Source organism: Lysobacter sp. M15 (assembly GCF_022662515.1).
Lineage (GTDB): Bacteria > Pseudomonadota > Gammaproteobacteria > Xanthomonadales > Xanthomonadaceae > JAKPBU01.
On the sequence record NZ_JAKPBV010000009.1, the window covers coordinates 13,766 to 31,913 of the forward strand.

An 18,148-nucleotide genomic window follows, 5' to 3' on the forward strand; every position below is an offset into this window, starting at 1 on the left:
ACAGTCCACGATGACCGGCATGGCTTCTTCTATCCGCCGCAGACGGCCGCTGCTTACGCTCGCCGGCCTGATGCTTGCCGCGGTAGCGCTGCCGGCAGCCGCCCAGGCGTCCGTCGGCCTCGAGCTCGATGGCGGCTGGCAGTTCCGCCAGGCCGATTCCAGCGACCAGCACGGCAAGGATCCACGCGCGCGCGCGTGGCGCACGGCGAGTGTGCCCGGCACAGTGCATACCGACCTGCTGGCGCTAGGCGCGATCCCGGATCCGTACACGGGCATGGCCGAAGGCGGCCTGCAGTGGATCGGCCTGGCCGACTGGGAATACCGGCGCACGTTCGATGTCACGTCCGAGAGGCTTGACGACGCGCGTAGCGATCTGGTGTTCGAGGGCCTGGATACGTTCGCCGGCGTGTACCTCAACGGCGAGAAACTGCTCGAAGCCGACAATTTCCACCGCACCTGGCGCGTACCGGTGCAGGGCCGGTTGAAAGCGCAGGGCAACGAACTGCGGGTGGTGCTGCATTCGCCGATCCGGCGGGTGCTGCCGCAGGTACTGGCGATGCCGCACAAGATCGCCGGCAACTACCCTTCCCCCTGGGGCGACGAGCCGAAAGACGCGATGACCGGCAACTTCGTGCGCAAGCCCGGTTATCACTACGGCTGGGACTGGGGTCCGCGCTACGTCACCGCCGGCATCTGGAAACCGGTCCGGCTGGAGAGCTGGGACGCGGTCCGGATCGACGACATGCAGCTGCGCCAGGACAGCGTGACCGCGAAACTCGCCCACGTGCAGGCACGGATCGCGATCGATGTCGCACGCGCCGGCCGCTATGCCCTGCGCCTGTGGCAGATCGCGCCCGATGGCACACGTACGCAGGCGGCCGAGCAGGCCTTCGATGCGAAGCCGGGGCAGCGCACGCTGGAAGCGGCGCTGCGCATCGCCAATCCGCGGCGCTGGTATCCGGCCGGCTATGGCGCGCAGCCGCTCTATCGCTTCGATGCGCAGATCGTGGGCGACGGTGAGATCCTGGCCCAGGCCAGCGAACGCACCGGCTTGCGCAGCGTCGAACTGCGGCGCGACCAGGATGCGAACGGGCAAGGCTTCGGCTTCGTGATCAACGGCGTGCCGGTGTTCGCCAAGGGCGCGAACTCCATTCCGTTCGACATGTTCCCGGCGCGCACCAGCGACGCGCAGATCCGCCGGATCCTGACCGCCGCGCGCGACGCCAACATGAACATGCTGCGCGTCTGGGGCGGCGGCCACTACGAACGCGACGCGTTCTACGCCATCGCCGACGAACTCGGGCTGATGATCTGGCAGGACTTCATGTTCGGCGGCGGCATGCAGCCGGCCTACGAGCCGGCGTTCCGCGCCAGCGTGGTGGCCGAAGCGCGCGACCAGGTTCGGCGCCTGCGCGACCATCCGAGCATCGTGCTGTGGTGCGGCAACAACGAGGAAGAGATCGCCTGGAAGAATTGGGGCCAGGGCAAGCAGCTGATCGAAGCCGACCCGGACTTCGCCAGGCGCGTGTGGGACGGCTATGTGCAGCTGTTCGGTCGCGACCTGCGCAAGATGGTGGCGCAGGAAGCCGGCGGCATCGCGTACTGGGCCAGTTCGCCCGGCAACGACCTGGCCGAGCAGGCCAACACGCCCGAAGCCGGCGACATGCACTACTGGAGCGTGTGGGTTGAGAAGCAGCCGGTCGAGGAATACCTCAACGTGACCCCGCGCTTCATGTCCGAGTTCGGCCTGCAGGCCTGGCCGTCGCTACGTACGGTCCGCGACTACGCGGGCGATGCGCCGTTGGCGGTGGACAGCGCGGTGGTAGTCGCGCACCAGAAGTTCCTGGCCGGCAAGGGCAACGAACGGATCCTCGATTACATCCGCATGCAGTACGGCGACCGGTCATTGCAGGAAGCGCGCGACTTCGACGACTTCGTCTACCTGAGCCAGGTGATGCAGGCCGAAGGCATTGAGCTGGCCGCGCTGCACCACCGCGCCAGCCGGCCGGTGACGATGGGTTCGCTGTACTGGCAGCTCAACGATGTCTGGCCAGGCGCGTCGTGGTCGGGCATCGACTGGTACGGGCGGCCCAAGGCGCTGCAGTTCCATGCACGGCGCTTCTTCGCACCGGTGGCGGTGGCCGCGCTGCGCAAGGACGGGAAGACGACGGTATCGCTGCTCTCCGACCGCACCCAGGCCACCCGCGGCGAACTGCGCATGCGGATCTTCGACCTCGACGGGAGGCTGCTGCGCGAACGCCGCACGCCGGTCGACCTGCCGGCGCTCGCCGCCACCGCGGTGCTGCAGCAGGGCGATGCCGAGCTGCTCGGCGATGCCGATCCCAGGCGCACCGTAGCCGTGTTCGACCTGACCGTTGCGGGCGAACCGGCCTCGCGCGATGTCGTCTATTTCGCCGCCGCCAAGGACATCGCCTGGCCGGATCCGCAGCTGCAAACCGCATTGCGCCGCGAGCCTGCCCCCGCGCAGGCGGGGGACGACCATTACCGCCTCGATCTGTCGGCGAAGGCGTTCGCGCGCGCGGTGTGGATCGACTTCGGCGAGCTCGACGCGGCCCTGCAGGACAACGCCCTGAGCCTGGTGCCGGGCGAAACCGTGTCGCTGCGCGTCGACGCGAGCGCTTCGCTTGCCGACCTGCGCAAGGCGCTGCGCGTGCGCTCGCTCGCCGACACGCTGTCCCGCGACCAATGAACCCCTGTAGGAGCGGCGTGAGCCGCGAGCCTTTGAACCCAAGCGGTTTAGCAAAAGAACTCGCGGCTCACGCCGCTCCTACGGTCCAACTCCGCCCACAGGTGCTGCACCGATGACCGATACCCCCGCCCTCCCCGATTTCCGCAACCCCGAGACCCTGCGCGCGCACATCCGCCGGACCATGGCCTTTTACCATCCGCGCTGCATCGATCCGGCCGGCGGGTTCTTCCACTACTTCAAGGACGACGGCACGGTCTACGACGCCAGCCACCGGCACCTGGTCAGCAGCACGCGCTTCGTCTTCAACTATGCGATGGCAGCCAGCGAGTTCGCCGACGACCCCGCGCTGCGCAACGAGTACCTGCAAGCGGCCCGCCACGGCCTGGCCTATCTGCGCGAGAAGCATTACGACCCGGTCAGCGGCGGCTATGTGTGGACGATCCGCGACGGCGTACCGGAAGACACCAGCCAGCAATGCTATGGCGCCGCCTTCGTGCTGTTGGCCTATTCCACCGGACTGAAGGCAGGCATCCAGCAGGCGCGCGCGTGGATGGGTGAAGTCTGGGACCTGCTGGAAGCACGCTACTGGGAACCGCCGCACGGCCTGTACCGCGACGAAGCCACGCGCGACTGGGTGTTCTCAGATTATCGCGGCCAGAACGCCAACATGCACATGTGCGAGGCGATGCTGGCCGCGTACGAGGCCAGCGGCGAGCGCCGCTACCTGGACCGCGCGCTGCTGCTGGCCGACCACATGACCCGGCGCCAGGCCGACCTCGCCGACGGCCTGGTCTGGGAGCACTACGACCGCGACTGGAACGTGGATTGGGATTTCCATCGCGACGATCCGCGGCACCTGTTCAAGCCCTGGGGCTACCAGCCCGGCCACCAGACCGAATGGGCCAAGCTGCTGCTGATCCTCGACGGCCATCTGCGCGCGGCTGGCGAACCGCGGGACTGGCTGGTGCCCAAAGCGCGTGCCCTGTTCGACGAAGCCCTGGCCAAGTCCTGGGACGAAGAGTTCGGCGGCATGGTCTACGGCTTCGCGCCCGAACGCCTGCGCGCGCCCGGCGTGGAAGGGCGCACGCTCGCCGACGGCGAGACCTTCGTCTGCGACGAGGACAAGTACTTCTGGGTGCAGGCCGAGTCCATCGCCACCGCTGCGCGCCTGGCCAAGGCCACCGGCGACGACAGCTACTGGCAGTGGTATGCACGTCTGTGGGAGTACGCCTGGAAACACATGATCGATCACCGATACGGCGCCTGGTATCGCCTCCTCGACCGCCAGAACCGCAAGTACAGCGACGAGAAGAGCCCGGCCGGCAAGACCGACTACCACACCATGGGCGCCTGCCACGACGTGCTGGCGGTGCTGCGCTCCCATGTCTGAGTTCCTGTATCGGCGCCCGATCGCGCTGCTGGTGCTATGCGCGGCGGCGGCAGGCGCAGCGCATGCCGGCGAAGCCGACTTCACGACCTCGTTCGAAGGCGGCGACCCACGCCCTGCCGCCATTGGCGCCAGCGGCGGCGTGCAGGTGGAGACCGGCAACGGCCCCGCGGCGCCGTACGCGGCGAAGAAAGGCGTGGGCTACAGCGGCCTGCACGCGCTGCGGTATCGCACGGAGCGCACCGGCGGCCGGCAGCGACTGTTCGAAGTGGACATTCCGGTCCAGGCCGACACCACGCTGTCGTGGCTGGTGCTGCCCGAGATCGTCGAAGGCGACGTCGCCGCATCCACCGGGGTCTCGCTCGACCTGCTGTTCGACGATGGCCAGCGCCTGTCGCAGCTGGACGCGCACGACCAGCACGGCGTGCGGCTCGGTGCCGCGGCGCAGGCGGCGTCGAAGACCCTGTACCCGCAGCAATGGGCGCGCAAATCGGTGCGCCTGGGCGACATCGCCGCCCTGCGCGGCCGGCGGGTCCGCGCGGTCGAACTGGAAGTGACGCCGGTGGGGGCGCAACCGGCGTCCGGCTGGATCGACGACATCGCCATCGCCGCGCAGCCGCGCGCGCAGGCGCAACGCCCCTCCGATTACGTGCTGACCACACGCGGCACCCAGGCCAACGGCACGTTCTCGCGCGGCAACAACATCGCCGCCACGGCGATGCCGCATGGCTTCAACTTCTGGGTGCCGGTCACCGATGCGGGCGTGCTGAACTGGCTGTACCGCTGGAACGAGCACAACAGCCCCGACAACCGGCCGCGGCTGCAGGCGCTGGCGATCAGCCACCAGCCCAGCCCGTGGATGGGCGACCGCCAGACGTTCCAGGTGATGCCCTCGGCGATGCGCGGCGTCCCCGATGCCGACCGGGAACGCAGGGCGCTGGCGTTCTCGCACGCCAACGAGTTGGCGCGCCCGCATACCTATCGCGTCGATTTCGACAACGGTATCCGCGCCGAGATCGCGCCCAGCGAACGGGCGGCGATCTTCCGCTTCCGTTTCCCCGCGGACGCCGAAGCCAACCTGCTGTTCGACAACGTGGACGAACGCGGCGGCCTGACCCTGGACGCGGCGACCCAGACCCTGTCCGGCTATAGCGACACCCGCAGCGGCCTGTCCAACGGCGCGACCCGGATGTTCGTGTACGCGCGTTTCGACCAGCCCTGGGCCGCGAGCGGCGCGATCGACACTGGCCGGCCCACCGGCTACGTCAAGTTCAAGCCCGGCGCCGATGGCGAGGTGCGCATGCGCATCGCCACCTCGCTGATCTCGGTGGAACAGGCGCGGCGCAACCTGGAGATGGAGGTCGGCGATACCGGCTTCGACGCCGTGCGCGAACGCGCGCAGGCCGCCTGGGACACGCTGCTCGGACGGGTGCGGATCGACAGTGCCAGCGAGGACCAGCTCACCACCGTCTATTCCAACCTCTATCGCCTGTTCCTGTATCCGAACATCGCGCACGAGAACGTCGGCACGTCGGAGCAGCCCGACTGGCGCCACGCCGACCAGAACAGCTGGTCGAAGGAGGCCGCCGGCGGCGATGCGCAGCGCACCTCGGCGCAGGTGAAGCCCGGCAAGGTCTACGTCAACAACGGTTTCTGGGACACCTTCCGCACCACCTGGCCGGCATACGCGCTGTTCGTGCCCGAGCGTGCCGGCGAAATGGTGGATGGCTTCGTGCAGCAGTACCGCGACGGCGGCTGGGTCGCGCGCTGGTCCTCGCCCGGCTATGCCGACCTGATGGTGGGCACCAGTTCGGACGTGGCCTTCGCCGATGCCTGGCTCAAGGGCGTGCGCGGTTTCGATCCGCACCAGGCCTACACCGCGGCGCTGCGCAACGCGACCGCGGTGCCGCCGGTCGACAACGTCGGCCGCAAGGGCCTGGCGCGTTCGATGTATCGCGGCTATGCCGACACCGACGTGCACGAAGGCCTGTCGTGGACGCTGGAGGGCGCGCTCAACGACTTCGGCCTGGCGCAGCTGGGCGAGGCGCTGGCGGCCGAAAGCCAGGATCCGGCGCAGGCACAGCGTTACCGCGACGAAGCCGGCTACTTCCGCGCCCGCGCCGCCGGCTACGCGGTCATGTTCGACCCGGCCACCGGCTTCTTCCGGGGCCGCAATCCCGACGGGGCGTGGAGCGGGCCAGCCGCGAAGTTCGACCCGCGCGTGTGGGGCGGCGACTACACCGAAGCCAACGCCTGGACGTTCGCCTTCACCGCCGCCCACGACGGCGCCGGGCTGGCGTCGCTGTACGGCGGCCGCGACGGCCTGGCGCGCAAGCTCGACGCGTTCTTCGCCACGCCGGAAACCGCCCTGCCCGCCTATGCCGGCAGCTACGGGCAGGTGATCCATGAGATGACCGAGGCGCGCGACGTGCGCATGGGCATGTATGCGCACAGCAACCAGCCTTCGCACCACATCCCCTGGCTCTATGTCGACGCCGGGCAGCCGTGGAAGACCCAGGCGCTCACCCGCGAGATCCTGCAGCGGCTGTACCTGGGCAGCGAGATCGGTCAGGGCTATCCGGGCGACGAAGACAACGGCGAGATGTCGGCCTGGTACCTGTTCGCGATGCTCGGCCTGTACCCGCTGCGCATGGGCGCGCCGGAATACGCGATCGGCTCGCCGCTGTTCGAACGCGCCAGCGTGACCATGGACAACGGCAGGCGACTGACCGTGATCGCGCGCGACAACGGTCCGCAGAACGTGTACGTGCAATCGCTCAAGGTCAACGGCAGGGAGTGGACGCGTGCATGGCTGCCGCATGCGGAAATCGCGGGCGGTGGCACGCTGGAATTCCAGATGGGCCCGCAGCCGTCGGACTGGGGCAGCGCTGCGGCTGACCTGCCCGGTTCGCTGACCGCAGACGGCCAAGCTCCGTCCGGCCTGGTCGACACGCTCGCCCGCACGGCATCGGCGGTGGACGCCGGCGGCAAGGCGATGCCGGCGCTGGTGGACGACGATGCGATGACCACGTCCGTGCTGGCAGGGCCGGACGCATCGGTCCGGCTCAAGCCCGGGGCCGAGGCGCGGCCCATCTACTACTCCCTGACTTCGGGCGAGACCGCGCTGCCGTCGGCGAGCTGGGTACTGGAAGCGCGCAGCGGCGAAGGCGCGTGGACCGAACTGGATCGCCGCCAGAACGAGCGCTTCCACTGGCCTCGCCAGCTGCGCCCGTTCCGGATCGCGCAGCCCGGCAGCTGGCGCGAGTACCGCCTGCGTCCGCTGGAATCAGGGTCGATGGCGCTTGCGGAGGTCGAACTGCTGCAGCCCACGCCGTGATTGCGTCGGGCAACATTCGCCGAGCTCCGCGCACCGGCCCACGCCGGGCGCGCGGTTTTCGCTAGAATGCGCGGTCCGCGCCCGTAGCTCAGCCGGATAGAGTAGTGGCTTCCGAAGCCATTGGTCGGGGGTTCGAATCCCTCCGGGCGCGCCAACGGTCTTCGTGGCCAAACCTCAATGAAAGCGGCCCCACGGCCGTCCAAGGTGGATCGTGCGGAACTACGACCTGGACTTCCTGAAGAAATTCTCGCTGGTCATCGCCTTCCTGTCGGCGGTGACGCTGGGCCTGATCCTGCTAGCGCACCAGCTGCAAGGCGTGCTGCCGCAGGAAGTGTCGGCGGCGGCGGCCAAGCGCCAGCAGGAGCGGATCGCGCCGGTCGGCGCGGTCTATGCCGGTGCCACCGGTGCGGCGCAGCAGGCGGCCGCGGTGGCCGCGTCCGCCGCCAAGGCAGCCGCCCAGGTGGCCTACGGCGGCACCACCGACGGTTCGGTCATCTTCGGCAACCTGTGCACCGGCTGCCATACCTCGGGGGCCGGCGGTGCGCCGACCATGGCGGCGGCACAGTGGGCCAGCCGCATCGCCCAGGGCAAGGACACGCTGCACAAGCACGCCATCGAGGGTTACACCGGCAGCGCAGGCGTGATGCCGCCCAAGGGCGGTAATCCGGCGCTGACCGACGAGCAGGTGATCGCCACGGTCGACTGGATGCTCGAGAACCTGAAGTAGTCCGGTTTTCGACCGCATTGGCTCCGCAACGCCGCCTCCGGGCGGCGTTGTCGCTTGCGGCCGGCATCTCCGCCGCCCCGCAGCCGGGACGCCTGATCGCCGCACGATGCGATGTCGCACACGTCCGCGACCGCGCTCCCGGCGCGCCGCGGCTGGATCGCGAACGACTTCGTCACCACGCCGGGTATGATCCGGCGCGCATGTCCCTCCCCGTCTTTCCCGACTCGTCGAGCGCCATCACGCTCGCCGGCCCCGCCGGCGCGCTGGAGGCTGCGGTCGACCTGCCCGAGCCCGACGTCGCCACCCTGCCGCTGGTGGCGATCGTCTGCCATCCGCTGCCGACCGAGGGCGGCACGATGCACAACAAGGTCGTGACCATGGTCGCGCGCTCGCTGCGCGAGCTCGGCGCGACCACGGTGCGGTTCAACTTCCGCGGCACCGGCGCCTCCGAAGGCCGCTTCGATGAAGGCGCGGGCGAGGTGGAGGATCTCAAGGCCGTGGCCGCATGGGTGCGCAGCCGGCGCCCGGACGATGCGCTGTGGCTGGCCGGTTTCAGCTTCGGCGCCTACATCTCGCTGCTCGCGGCCGCGGAGCTGCGGCCCGACCTGCTGATCTCGATTGCCCCGCCCGCGGGACGCTGGGACTTCGACGGGATCGCGGTGCCGACCATGCCCTGGCTGGTGATCCAGGGCGAGGCCGACGAGATCGTGGATCCGGAAGCCGTCTACGCCTGGCTGGCAGCGCTGAAATCGGATGCCCAGCTGGTGCGCATGCCCGACACATCGCATTTCTTCCATCGCAAGCTGATGGACCTGCGCGGCGCGATCAAGCACGGGGTCAAGCCCTACCTGCCCCTGCCATCGCGAAACGGCGCATGACGCGGGCTGTGTATCGCCCATCGCTGCACCCGGTGCAGAGCCGGGGAATGCCGATCCTGAAAACGGGTGCGCATGGCGACTGAACCGGCGCCTGCACGCGCGCCCGTCCAAAGCCCTTCGGCCGCGTACGCCGCCGGCGTAGCCCGCGGCGACTGGCAGGACGACCCCGCGCAGCACCTGGCGCTCGCCGACCTCGACCGCATCCATGCCGCGCTCCAGGGCGGGCCGATGCGTGGCGGCCTGTTCGGGCGCCTGTTCGGATCGGCGTCGGATGACGATGCGATCCAGGGGCTGTATCTCTGGGGCGGTGTGGGCCGCGGCAAGACCTTCCTGGTCGACCTGTTCTACGCCAGCCTGACGATGGCGGAGAAACAGCGCACCCATTTCCACCGTTTCATGCGCGAGGTGCACGAGCGCCTGCGCGCGCATGCGGGCGAGCGCGATCCGCTGGCGCGCATCGCCAAGGAATGGCGCCAGCGCCTGCGCGTCCTGGTGCTGGACGAATTCTTCGTCAGCGACATCGGCGATGCGATGCTGCTGGGGCGATTGCTGGACAAGCTGTTCGAGCAGGGCGTGGTGCTGGTGACGACCTCCAACACGCCGCCGCGCGAGTTGTACCGGGACGGCCTGCAGCGCGCCCGCTTCGAGCCGGCGATCGCCCTGATCGAACGCCATTGTCGGGTGCTCGAACTCATCAGCGATACCGACTACCGCCTGCGCGCGCTGACCCGCTCGCCGGTGTACCGCGCGCCGCTGGATCCGCAGTCGGAGGCCTGGCTGGAGCAGCGCTGGCACGATCTCGGCGGCGACAGCCTCACCGGGGCGGAGCATCGCGACGCCGGCATCCTGATCGAGGGTCGGCGCATCCCGGTGCGGGCGCGCAGCCGCGGCTTGACCTGGTTCGATTTCCAGGCGCTGTGCGAAGGCCCGCGCTCGGCCAGCGACTACATCGAGATCGCGCAGGAGTTCCATACCGTGCTGCTTGGTGGCATTCCGGTGCTGGACGACACCCGCAACGACGCCACCCGCCGCTTCGTCACCCTGGTCGACGAGCTGTACGACCGCCACGTCAACCTGGTGTGCACCGCCGAAGCCGCGCCTATGCAGCTGTATGCGGGGTCGAAGCTGGCGGCCGCCTTCGAGCGCACTGCCTCGCGCCTGATCGAGATGCAGTCGGCCGAGTACCTGGCGCGCGAGCACCGGCCATAGGCGGCGAGCGGATCGCCGCGAGGGAGCGCAACGCTAGCCGGCGCCGCGAACCCATACCAGCGCCGCGCACAACAGCAAGCCGCCACCAGCGAGCCGGTGCACGAGGCCGCGCGGTAATCCAGCCAGTGCGTCGCTGTGACGCAACCGTCGCACGGCCAGCACCAGCAGGGCGAACCAGGTCAGGTTGAGCAGCTCGAACCATGCGCCCAGCCGGTAATAGCCCTGCATCGCCGGGACTGCGGCCGGATCGAGGAACAGCGGAAAGAACGCAGCGAAGAACAGGATTGGCTTGGGGTTGGACAGGGTCAGCAACAGGCCGCGCAGCGCGTCGCCGGCATGCGCCCGCTGCGCGGCGGTCGCGGCGGCGGCGGGCGCGCCGGCCGCGCGCAGCAGGCCGATGCCGAGCCAGGCCACGTAGAGCGCGCCGACGATCCGGACCGCATCGAGCAGGTTCGGCCAGCGCTCCACCAACACAGCCACGCCCAGACCGGAGAGCACGATCAGCACCACGTCGCCGGCCACGATCCCCGCCACCGCGGCGACGGCCGCGCGGGTCGAGGCATGGGCCCGGCCGGCCACGAACAGCGTCGCCGGTCCGGGCACCACGATCACCAGCGCCGAGGCGAACAGGAACGAGGCGAACTGCGCCGCGCCGCTCATGCCGCGGACTGCGTCTGATTGGCGGCATCTGCATGCAGACGGATCTGCGCGTCCAGCCAATCGTCGGTATGTGCGAAGCGATAGCCCAGCGCGAGGGCGCGCGTGGTGTCCAGCACATAGGGTGTTGCGAAGTCGAATGCGCTGAGCGCCGCTGGCGGATGCGCGCCGGGAACCGGTTCGCAACGCACCGGCCGGCCGATCACGGCGCCAACGCGCCGATGCAGGTCCAGCGCAGACAGCGCTCCCGTATCCGCGGCATTGATCGGCCCGGTGAATCCGGCTTCGCCCGCCCAGCGCAGGAAATCGGCAATGCCCTGGGCGTGGATGAAGGAACTGGCCCCGGGCGGCTGCGAATGCCGCAGCACCTCGCCGCGCCGCACCCGCGCCACGTAGCCGGCCAGGCGGCCGGTGAAATCGTCCAGCCCGGACAGCACATGCCCGATCCGTACCGCAACCACGGGCAGCGCCGGATGGCGGTGGAACCAGGCCTCGGCCTGGCGTTTGCCCAGGTCGTAATCGACCTCGGCCCGCGCCGGGTCGTCCCAGGGATGATCGAGGCCGATCTCCACCGTCGACAGGTCCAGGTCGTCCTCGCCGAAGGCAGCGCGCCCGGCGGCGCGCAGCGGGCGGTAGACCTCGATCGTCGAGGCCATCAGATAACGACCCACCCGGCCGGCGAACACGGCAGTGGAAATCGCGGCATCGCGCGGGCTGTAGCACATCTGGTCGTAGACCAGATCCCAGGTGGTGCGCTCGAATGCGGCCGCCATCGCCTTCCGGTCGCGCCGGTCGATCCGGATCCGCTGGACCCGATCGCCGAACGGATCGGCGGCCCGGCCACGGGTGGCCAGGGTGACCGCATGACCCGCCTCGAGCAGGCCCTCGGCCAGTCGCAGGCCAAAGAACCGGGTGCCCCCGATGACCAGAATCCGCTTGCTCATGAGAAATCTCCGTTTGCGCTGGTGGCATGATCCGGGTGCTTTCAGGGCGCGACAAACCAGAATTTCGAGCTATAAGGCTAAGAATTACTTATGCTCAGGCCATGCCGACCCCGCTTCGTTCGCTCTCCGGCCTGATCGATTTCGATGCCGCGGCCCGCTGGGGCAGCTTCCGGCTGGCTGCGGTGGAACTGCACAAGACCGCGGCCGCGGTCAGCCAGCAGGTGCGACAACTCGAGCAGGCGCTGGGCTTCGCCCTGTTCCAGCGTCATCCGCGTCAGATCGAGCTGACCGACAAGGGCCGCGAGCTGGCCGCGACCGTCGCGCGCCTGCTCGGCGAGCTGCGCGGTCGGGTCGGGGCGCTGCAGGAAGTCGGGGCCGAAGCGGTGCTGCGGGTGTCGACCACCCACTCGTTCGCGATGAAGTGGCTGGTGCCGCGTCTGCACCGGTTTTCGGCGCGGCATCCCGCGCTGGACCTGCGCCTGGAAGCCACTGACGCGGTGGTGCCGCTGGAACCGGGGCGCTGCGATCTGGCGATCCGCTATGCGCGCCTCGATGCGCACGACCCCGCGGAATTGCTGCTGCGCGAACAGTTGGTGCTGGTCCATGCGCCCGGATTGCCGGGGACCCGGGCACCGGACGGCGGCACGGTCGGGTTGGCCACGCTGCTGCAGCTGCCGCTGCTGTACGAGGAAACCCCAGCCCGCTGGCTGGCATGGCTGCAGGCCAATCACCTGCCGGTGAGGCGCTACGACTTCGCCCGCGGCTACAGCCACGGCGGGCTGCTGGTGCAGGCCGCCGTGGCCGGTCTGGGGCTGGCGCTGGTGCCACTGGCGCTGGCGGGTGAGGACATCGCGCAGGGACGGTTGCAGCGGGTGCCCTCGCGGGCGTTGCCGGCCGGCTATGGCTATCGGCTGCACTATGCGGATGCGGCGCGCGAGCTGCCGCGGGTGGTCGCCTTCATCGATTGGCTGCGCGTGGAGGCCGCCGGGGCGGGCGAGATCGACGGTTAACTGCAACCGTATGGTTGCATTTTTCGGCGTCCCGCCTAGGCTGTCGGTACCCAACCTGGAGGCGGCACATGACCGCGACCGACCGCATCGAACGCAGCATCGTGCTCAAGGCCCCGCGCAGCCGGGTCTGGCAGGCCCTGACCCACGCGCCGGAATTCGGGACCTGGTTCCGTGCCCATCTGGACGACCAGGTGTTCGTGCCCGGCCGCCAAGCACGCGGCGCGATCGCCTATCCCGGCTACGAGCACCTCACCATGGAGGTGACCGTCGAGAAGATGGAGCCCGAGCATCTGTTCTCGTTTCGCTGGCATCCCTATGCGGTGGAGCCCGGCGTGGATTACTCGGCCGAACCCACGACCCTGGTCGAGTTCAGGCTGCAGGACACCGATGCCGGCGGCACCCTGCTGACCGTAGTCGAATCCGGCTTCGATGCCATCCCATCCCATCGCCGCGACGAGGCCTATCGCATGAACAGCGGCGGCTGGGAGGAACAGATGCGCAACATCGCGTCCCACTTGCACGAGGAGGCGTAAGGATGGCCCGCCGCGCCGCCACTTTCCTGATGTTCCAGAACGGCGACTCCGAAACGGCGATGCGGTTCTACGTGTCGCTGTTCGAGGGTGCGCGCATCAACCGGCTCGAACGCTGGGTTGCGGGCGAACCCGGCGCCGAAGGCACGATCAAGCTGGCCGAATTCGAACTGGCCGGCCACCGCCTGCTGTGCAGCGACAGTCCGGTACGGCACGCCTTCGGCTTCACGCCTGCGCTCTCGCTGTTCATCGACTGCGACGGCGCCGACGAGCTCGACCGCGTGTTCGCGCAGCTGGCCGACGGCGGCCAGGTACTGATGTCCGTGGATAACTACGGCTTCAGCCAGCGCTTCGGCTGGTGCAACGACCGCTACGGCGTGTCATGGCAACTCAACCTGAACTGAGCGCGGCGTCCGGACTCGCCGAACACGCGCCGGTCTTCGCCGCGCTCGGCGATGCCACCCGGCTAAAGCTGGTGGCGCTGCTGTGCGCCGGCGGCGCGCTGTCGATCGCCCAGCTCACCGCCGCCACTGACCTGACCCGCCAGGGCGTGACCAAACATCTGCAGGTCCTGGCAAATGCGGGCCTGGTGCATGACGTGAAAGTCGGGCGCGAACGCCGCTGGCGGCTCGAACCCACGCAGCTGCAACTGGCGCGCGCCTCGCTCGAACGCATCGCAGGGCAATGGGACGATGCGCTGCTGCGGCTGCAGCAGCTGGTCGAAAACACGCCCTGAAGCCGCTGCGCGCGCGGGAACGCACGTGCCTCGATTAGGATGCGGTGGTCCGCCCAAAGGAATCCGCATGCATCGTCTCCGTGTTGTCGCCCTCGTCGCCGCGCTGCTGAGCACGCCCGTCTTCGCCCAGGAACGCGCTGAAGTCGCCAGCGCCGCGCAGAAGCTCCAGCCCGAAGTCCTGGCCTGGCGTCGCGACATCCACCAGCATCCGGAACTCGGCAACCGCGAGGTGCGCACGTCCAGGCTCGTCGCCGACCATTTGCGCGAGCTCGGCCTGGAGCCGAAGACCGGCATCGCCACCACCGGCGTCACCGCGATACTCAAGGGTGGCAAGCCCGGCCCGCGCATCGCGCTGCGCGCGGACATGGATGCGCTGCCGGTGACCGAGCGCACCGATGTGCCGTTCGCTTCCAAGGCCACCGCCACGTTCCGCGGCGAGACCACCGGCGTGATGCATGCCTGCGGCCACGATGCGCATACCAGCATCCTGATGGGCGTGGCCGAGGCGCTGGTGGCGATGAAGGACGAACTGCCGGGCGAGGTGCTGTTCGTGTTCCAGCCGGCCGAGGAAGGCCCGCCCGACGGCGAGGAAGGCGGCGCCGAGCAGATGCTCGTGGAGGGCATCTTCCGCGACTTCAGGCCCGAGGCGGTGTTCGGCCTGCATGTGTTCAGCACCGTGCAGGCCGGTCAGATCGCGGTGCACAGCGGCCCGACCATGGCCGCGTCGGACCGCTTCAACATCGTGGTCAAGGGCCGCCAGACCCACGGCTCGCGCCCCTGGGGCGGGATCGATCCGGTGGTGGCCGCCGCCGACCTGATCGGCAGCGCGCAAAGCATCGTCAGCCGGCGCCAGAACATCTCCAAGCTGCCGGTGGTGGTGAGCTTCGGCGCGATCAAGGGCGGCATCCGCTACAACATCATTCCCGACAGCGTCGAGCTGGTCGGCACCATCCGCAGCTTCGACGAGGGCATGCGCCAGGCGGTGTTCGCCGACCTGAAAAACGTGGCCGAACACGTCTCGGCCGCGCACGGGGCCACGGTCGACGCCAAGGTGCCCGACACCAAGGGCAATCCGGTCACGGTCAACGACCCCGCACTGACCGCGCGCATGCTGCCGAGCCTGGAGAAGGTGGCAGGCCAGGGCAATGTCGTCGATCCCGGCCTGACCATGGGCGCGGAGGATTTCTCGTTCTACGCCAAGGAAGTGCCGGGGCTGTTCTTCTTTGTGGGCGCCACACCCAAGGGCCAGGATCCGATGAAGGCACCGAGCAACCACTCGCCCGAGTTCTTCCTCGACGAGTCGGCGCTGGATCTGGGCCTGCGCGCGCTGCTGCAGGTGAGCCTGGACTACCTGCACGGCACCAACCCGCCCCCCGCTGGCTGACATGCTGCCCCTATAGGAGCGGCGTCAGCCGCGAGCACTTTGCGCATCCTGGCTTTCGATCACCAGTGCGCGACTGAAGCCTCCCCACGAAAGGCTGGATAATCGCGGCATGACCGCCGCAGAACTCCCGCTCGGCCGCGACGTCGCGTACCCGACCCACTACGACCCTGGCCTGCTGTTTCCGATCGCGCGCAGCATCGGTCGAAGCGCCCTGGGCCTCGCAGGCTCGCTGCCGTTCATCGGTGTGGACCGCTGGCATGCCTACGAACTGTCGTGGCTGGATGCGCGCGGCAAGCCACGGGTGGCGACCGCGACGTTCACCGTGCCGTTCGATTCGCCCAGCCTGATCGAATCCAAGTCGCTCAAGCTCTATCTCAACTCGTTCAATGCACACCGCGTGGCCAACGAGCTGGGGCTGCGCGACCTCATCGTCGCCGACCTGTCGCGCGCGGCCGGCGCGCCGGTGCGGTTCGACTTCGGCCTGCCACCTGTCGACACAGGCTCCGGCGACGACCGGTCGATCGACGCGATCGAACTCGACATCGATCGTTACGGCCCACCCGATCCGTCTCAGCTGCACAGCGGGGGCGAGGAGGTGACCGAAGTGCTGGTGTCCGGCCTGCTCAAGTCGAACTGCCCGGTGACCGGACAGCCGGACTGGGCCAGCGTACGCATCGCCTACCGCGGTCCATGCATCGATCGCGCAGGGCTGCTGCGCTACCTGGTGAGCTTCCGCGATCACGCCGACTTCCACGAACAGTGCGTGGAGCGCATCTTCAGCGACCTCCTGACCCGCTGCGCGCCGCGGTCGCTGTCGGTGGAAGCGCGCTACACCCGTCGCGGCGGATTGGACATCAATCCGTGGCGGGCCACGCCGGACGTCCCCGCGCCCGCATCGCAGCGCGACTCGCGGCAATGAATCGCGCCCGCGAAGCTCACGCCATACCTATGCTTTCTTAACATCCGCCATGGGACGCTTCCGTGCCGATTTCGAGGCACGAGGAGTCCCCCATGGCAAACCCGAAAGATCCCGAGTCGCTGTCGCTCGCCGGCAGCAGCGCCCCCCGCAACAAGCCGGACTTCTCCAACGTGAAGGGCGGCTCCGACACCGTGCGCGACACCAGCGGCGGCGGCGGTAGCGGCAAGCCCGATTTTTCCAACGTGCAGGGCGGCTCCGACACCGTGGCCGATACCGGCGGCGGTGGCGGCCAGCAAAGCTACACCGTGGAGAAAGGCGACAACTTGTCCGCCATCTCCAAGCGGTTCTACGGCAAATCGAAATACTGGAAGCAGATCTACGAGGCCAACCGCGACACCATCGAGAATCCCGACCTGATCTATCCGGGCCAGACGATCAAGCTGCCGGCGATCGATACCGACGGCGATGGCGACAGCGGCGACTGAATCGGCCGGCTGCATCCGCATTCCACCCCTCTCAAAGGAGTTTTCCGCATGAACCGCAATCGCCTTTCCCTGGTCCTGGCCACCGCACTGGCGGGCAGCATCGCCCTGGTCGGCTGCAAGAAGAAGGAAGAGCCGGTCATTACCCCGCCGGCCGCCGAGACTCCGGCGCCCGCGCCGACCGAACCGGCGCCTGCTCCGGCAGCGACCACCACCGTGAGCAGCGTCGACCTGGGCAATGCCATCGGCGCGGACAACAAGATCGCCTCGCCGATCAGCACATTCGCCACCAGCGACAAGATCTATGCCTCGGTCGCCAGCGACGGCCCCAATGCCGGCAAGCTCTCGGCCAAGTGGACCCATATCGACAGCAACCAGACGGTACACGAGGAAAGCAAGGACATTCCCGCCGGTCCGCAGGTGACCCAGTTCGAAATCAGCAAGCCGGACGGCTGGCCGGCCGGCAAGTACAAGCTGGAAGTCTCGCTGGACGGCGCCGTGGTCCAGACCCGCGAATACGAGGTCAAGTGACCTCGCGCAAAGCGTGAGGTCATCCCCGCGCAGGCGGGGATCCAGAACCAGGCGCGACCATCCCCGCGCAGAGCCTGCCCCCAGCAAAAGCGGGGGCAGGGATCAAGCTTCGAACAATTTTCCGCGAAGGCGGCAAGCCGGGCGCGACGCGAGTCGCGCCCTTTTTTTATTTTCCCGCACGCCGGTAGAGACCGTCGAAGCTCGTGGTCCAGGTCTGGCCGTCGTCCTTGGAGGTTTCCCACAGCTGACGCACGCTGCCATCGGCATTGGGCGTCCAGCTGATGCGCTCACGTTGGGCCGGGCCGGTTGATGGGTCCGTCTTTTCGCGGGTGCCAGCCAGGACCATGCGCTCGCCTTCCAGGCCACCTTGCAGATGCAGGCGGACGCCGGACTGGTCGACCCAGAATTGCTCCCAACGACCGGTGGTCGCGTTGTAGAGGTTGAAGCTCTTGCCCGCGAAGCCGGTGGCGCCGGTCCAGTTCTCGAAGATCACGCAGGCCTCGAGGATCCGTTCCACCCGGCTCTGCCCCGCCTTGGTCCCATCGCGTTTGTGGACGTCCCACTCGCCAACCCAGAAATCGAACTGGCGGTGCGCGGGCGTCGCACACGGCGCCGGCGCTGCCGCGGGCGCCTGGGCTGCGGCGGACGAGACCATGAACATGCTGGGGAACAGGAACAGGCGCGAAAAACGCTGCATGGTGCGACCC

General features: G+C 68.7%; 17 protein-coding genes and 1 tRNA gene. 15 read left to right on the forward strand and 3 right to left on the reverse strand.

Features of this window, described 5'->3' with window-relative positions; translation table 11 throughout:
• The first annotated feature begins 19 nt into the window (after positions 1-19).
• From MC380_RS07615 to zapE, 7 genes are all read left to right on the forward strand, one after another.
• Positions 20-2,710, forward strand: coding sequence for a glycoside hydrolase family 2 protein (locus tag MC380_RS07615; RefSeq protein ID WP_242163973.1), 2,691 nt, complete (start codon positions 20-22; stop codon positions 2,708-2,710).
• Between the two features lie 112 nt (positions 2,711-2,822).
• Positions 2,823-4,100, forward strand: coding sequence for an AGE family epimerase/isomerase (locus MC380_RS07620; protein ID WP_242102193.1), 1,278 nt, complete (start codon positions 2,823-2,825; stop codon positions 4,098-4,100).
• Entirely contained in the window at positions 4,093-7,434 is a 3,342-nt protein-coding gene (locus tag MC380_RS07625) for a GH92 family glycosyl hydrolase (RefSeq protein WP_242163975.1), read from the forward strand. The genes MC380_RS07620 and MC380_RS07625 overlap by 8 nt, the downstream gene beginning before the upstream one ends.
• A 77-nt stretch (positions 7,435-7,511) precedes the next feature.
• Positions 7,512-7,588 (forward strand) — tRNA-Arg (locus tag MC380_RS07630).
• Positions 7,589-7,645: 57 nt separating this feature from the next.
• Entirely contained in the window at positions 7,646-8,161 is a 516-nt protein-coding gene (locus MC380_RS07635) for a c-type cytochrome (protein WP_242102191.1), read from the forward strand.
• Positions 8,162-8,361: 200 nt separating this feature from the next.
• Positions 8,362-9,039: an alpha/beta fold hydrolase gene (locus MC380_RS07640; RefSeq protein WP_242102190.1), complete on the forward strand. Its 678-nt coding sequence runs from the start codon at positions 8,362-8,364 to the stop codon at positions 9,037-9,039.
• Between the two features lie 72 nt (positions 9,040-9,111).
• On the forward strand, positions 9,112-10,248 hold the full coding sequence (gene zapE, locus MC380_RS07645) for a cell division protein ZapE (protein WP_242102189.1): 1,137 nt from the start codon (positions 9,112-9,114) through the stop codon (positions 10,246-10,248).
• A gap of 33 nt (positions 10,249-10,281) precedes the next feature.
• Here zapE and MC380_RS07650 read toward each other — a convergent pair whose 3' ends face one another.
• Together MC380_RS07650 and MC380_RS07655 are read right to left on the reverse strand one after the other, a co-directional pair.
• Positions 10,282-10,908 (reverse strand): LysE family transporter, encoded by a 627-nt coding sequence (locus tag MC380_RS07650; RefSeq protein ID WP_242102188.1) that lies wholly within the window; start codon positions 10,906-10,908, stop codon positions 10,282-10,284.
• A complete protein-coding gene (locus MC380_RS07655; protein WP_242163977.1) occupies positions 10,905-11,849 on the reverse strand; it encodes an NAD-dependent epimerase/dehydratase family protein in 945 nt (314 codons plus the stop codon). Before MC380_RS07655 ends, MC380_RS07650 begins: the two co-directional genes overlap by 4 nt.
• A 101-nt stretch (positions 11,850-11,950) precedes the next feature.
• On the opposite strand from MC380_RS07655, the gene MC380_RS07660 reads away from it, so the two are divergent.
• The 8 genes from MC380_RS07660 (at position 11,951) to MC380_RS07695 (ending at position 17,441) form a co-directional block, all read left to right on the forward strand.
• Complete coding sequence (locus MC380_RS07660; RefSeq protein ID WP_242163979.1) at positions 11,951-12,859, forward strand: LysR substrate-binding domain-containing protein; 909 nt, start codon at positions 11,951-11,953, stop codon at positions 12,857-12,859.
• Between the two features lie 68 nt (positions 12,860-12,927).
• Positions 12,928-13,392 (forward strand): SRPBCC family protein, encoded by a 465-nt coding sequence (locus tag MC380_RS07665; protein ID WP_242102185.1) that lies wholly within the window; start codon positions 12,928-12,930, stop codon positions 13,390-13,392.
• A 2-nt stretch (positions 13,393-13,394) separates the two neighbouring features.
• Positions 13,395-13,793 (forward strand): VOC family protein, encoded by a 399-nt coding sequence (locus MC380_RS07670; RefSeq protein ID WP_242163981.1) that lies wholly within the window; start codon positions 13,395-13,397, stop codon positions 13,791-13,793.
• Complete coding sequence (locus MC380_RS07675; protein ID WP_242102183.1) at positions 13,772-14,125, forward strand: metalloregulator ArsR/SmtB family transcription factor; 354 nt, start codon at positions 13,772-13,774, stop codon at positions 14,123-14,125. Before MC380_RS07670 ends, MC380_RS07675 begins: the two co-directional genes overlap by 22 nt.
• Positions 14,126-14,192: 67 nt before the next feature.
• Positions 14,193-15,509 carry an amidohydrolase gene (locus tag MC380_RS07680; RefSeq protein WP_242163983.1) on the forward strand — a complete coding sequence of 439 codons (1,317 nt, stop codon included), beginning with the start codon at positions 14,193-14,195 and terminating at the stop codon, positions 15,507-15,509.
• 109 nt (positions 15,510-15,618) lie between these two features.
• Positions 15,619-16,428, forward strand: coding sequence for an NADPH-dependent 7-cyano-7-deazaguanine reductase QueF (queF, locus tag MC380_RS07685; RefSeq protein ID WP_242163985.1), 810 nt, complete (start codon positions 15,619-15,621; stop codon positions 16,426-16,428).
• A gap of 92 nt (positions 16,429-16,520) precedes the next feature.
• Complete coding sequence (locus tag MC380_RS07690; protein ID WP_242102180.1) at positions 16,521-16,913, forward strand: LysM peptidoglycan-binding domain-containing protein; 393 nt, start codon at positions 16,521-16,523, stop codon at positions 16,911-16,913.
• A 48-nt stretch (positions 16,914-16,961) separates the two neighbouring features.
• Positions 16,962-17,441: a hypothetical protein gene (locus MC380_RS07695; RefSeq protein WP_242102179.1), complete on the forward strand. Its 480-nt coding sequence runs from the start codon at positions 16,962-16,964 to the stop codon at positions 17,439-17,441.
• Positions 17,442-17,607: 166 nt separating this feature from the next.
• Here MC380_RS07695 and MC380_RS07700 read toward each other — a convergent pair whose 3' ends face one another.
• Entirely contained in the window at positions 17,608-18,138 is a 531-nt protein-coding gene (locus MC380_RS07700) for a hypothetical protein (protein ID WP_242102178.1), read from the reverse strand.
• Between the last annotated feature and the right edge of the window lie 10 nt (positions 18,139-18,148).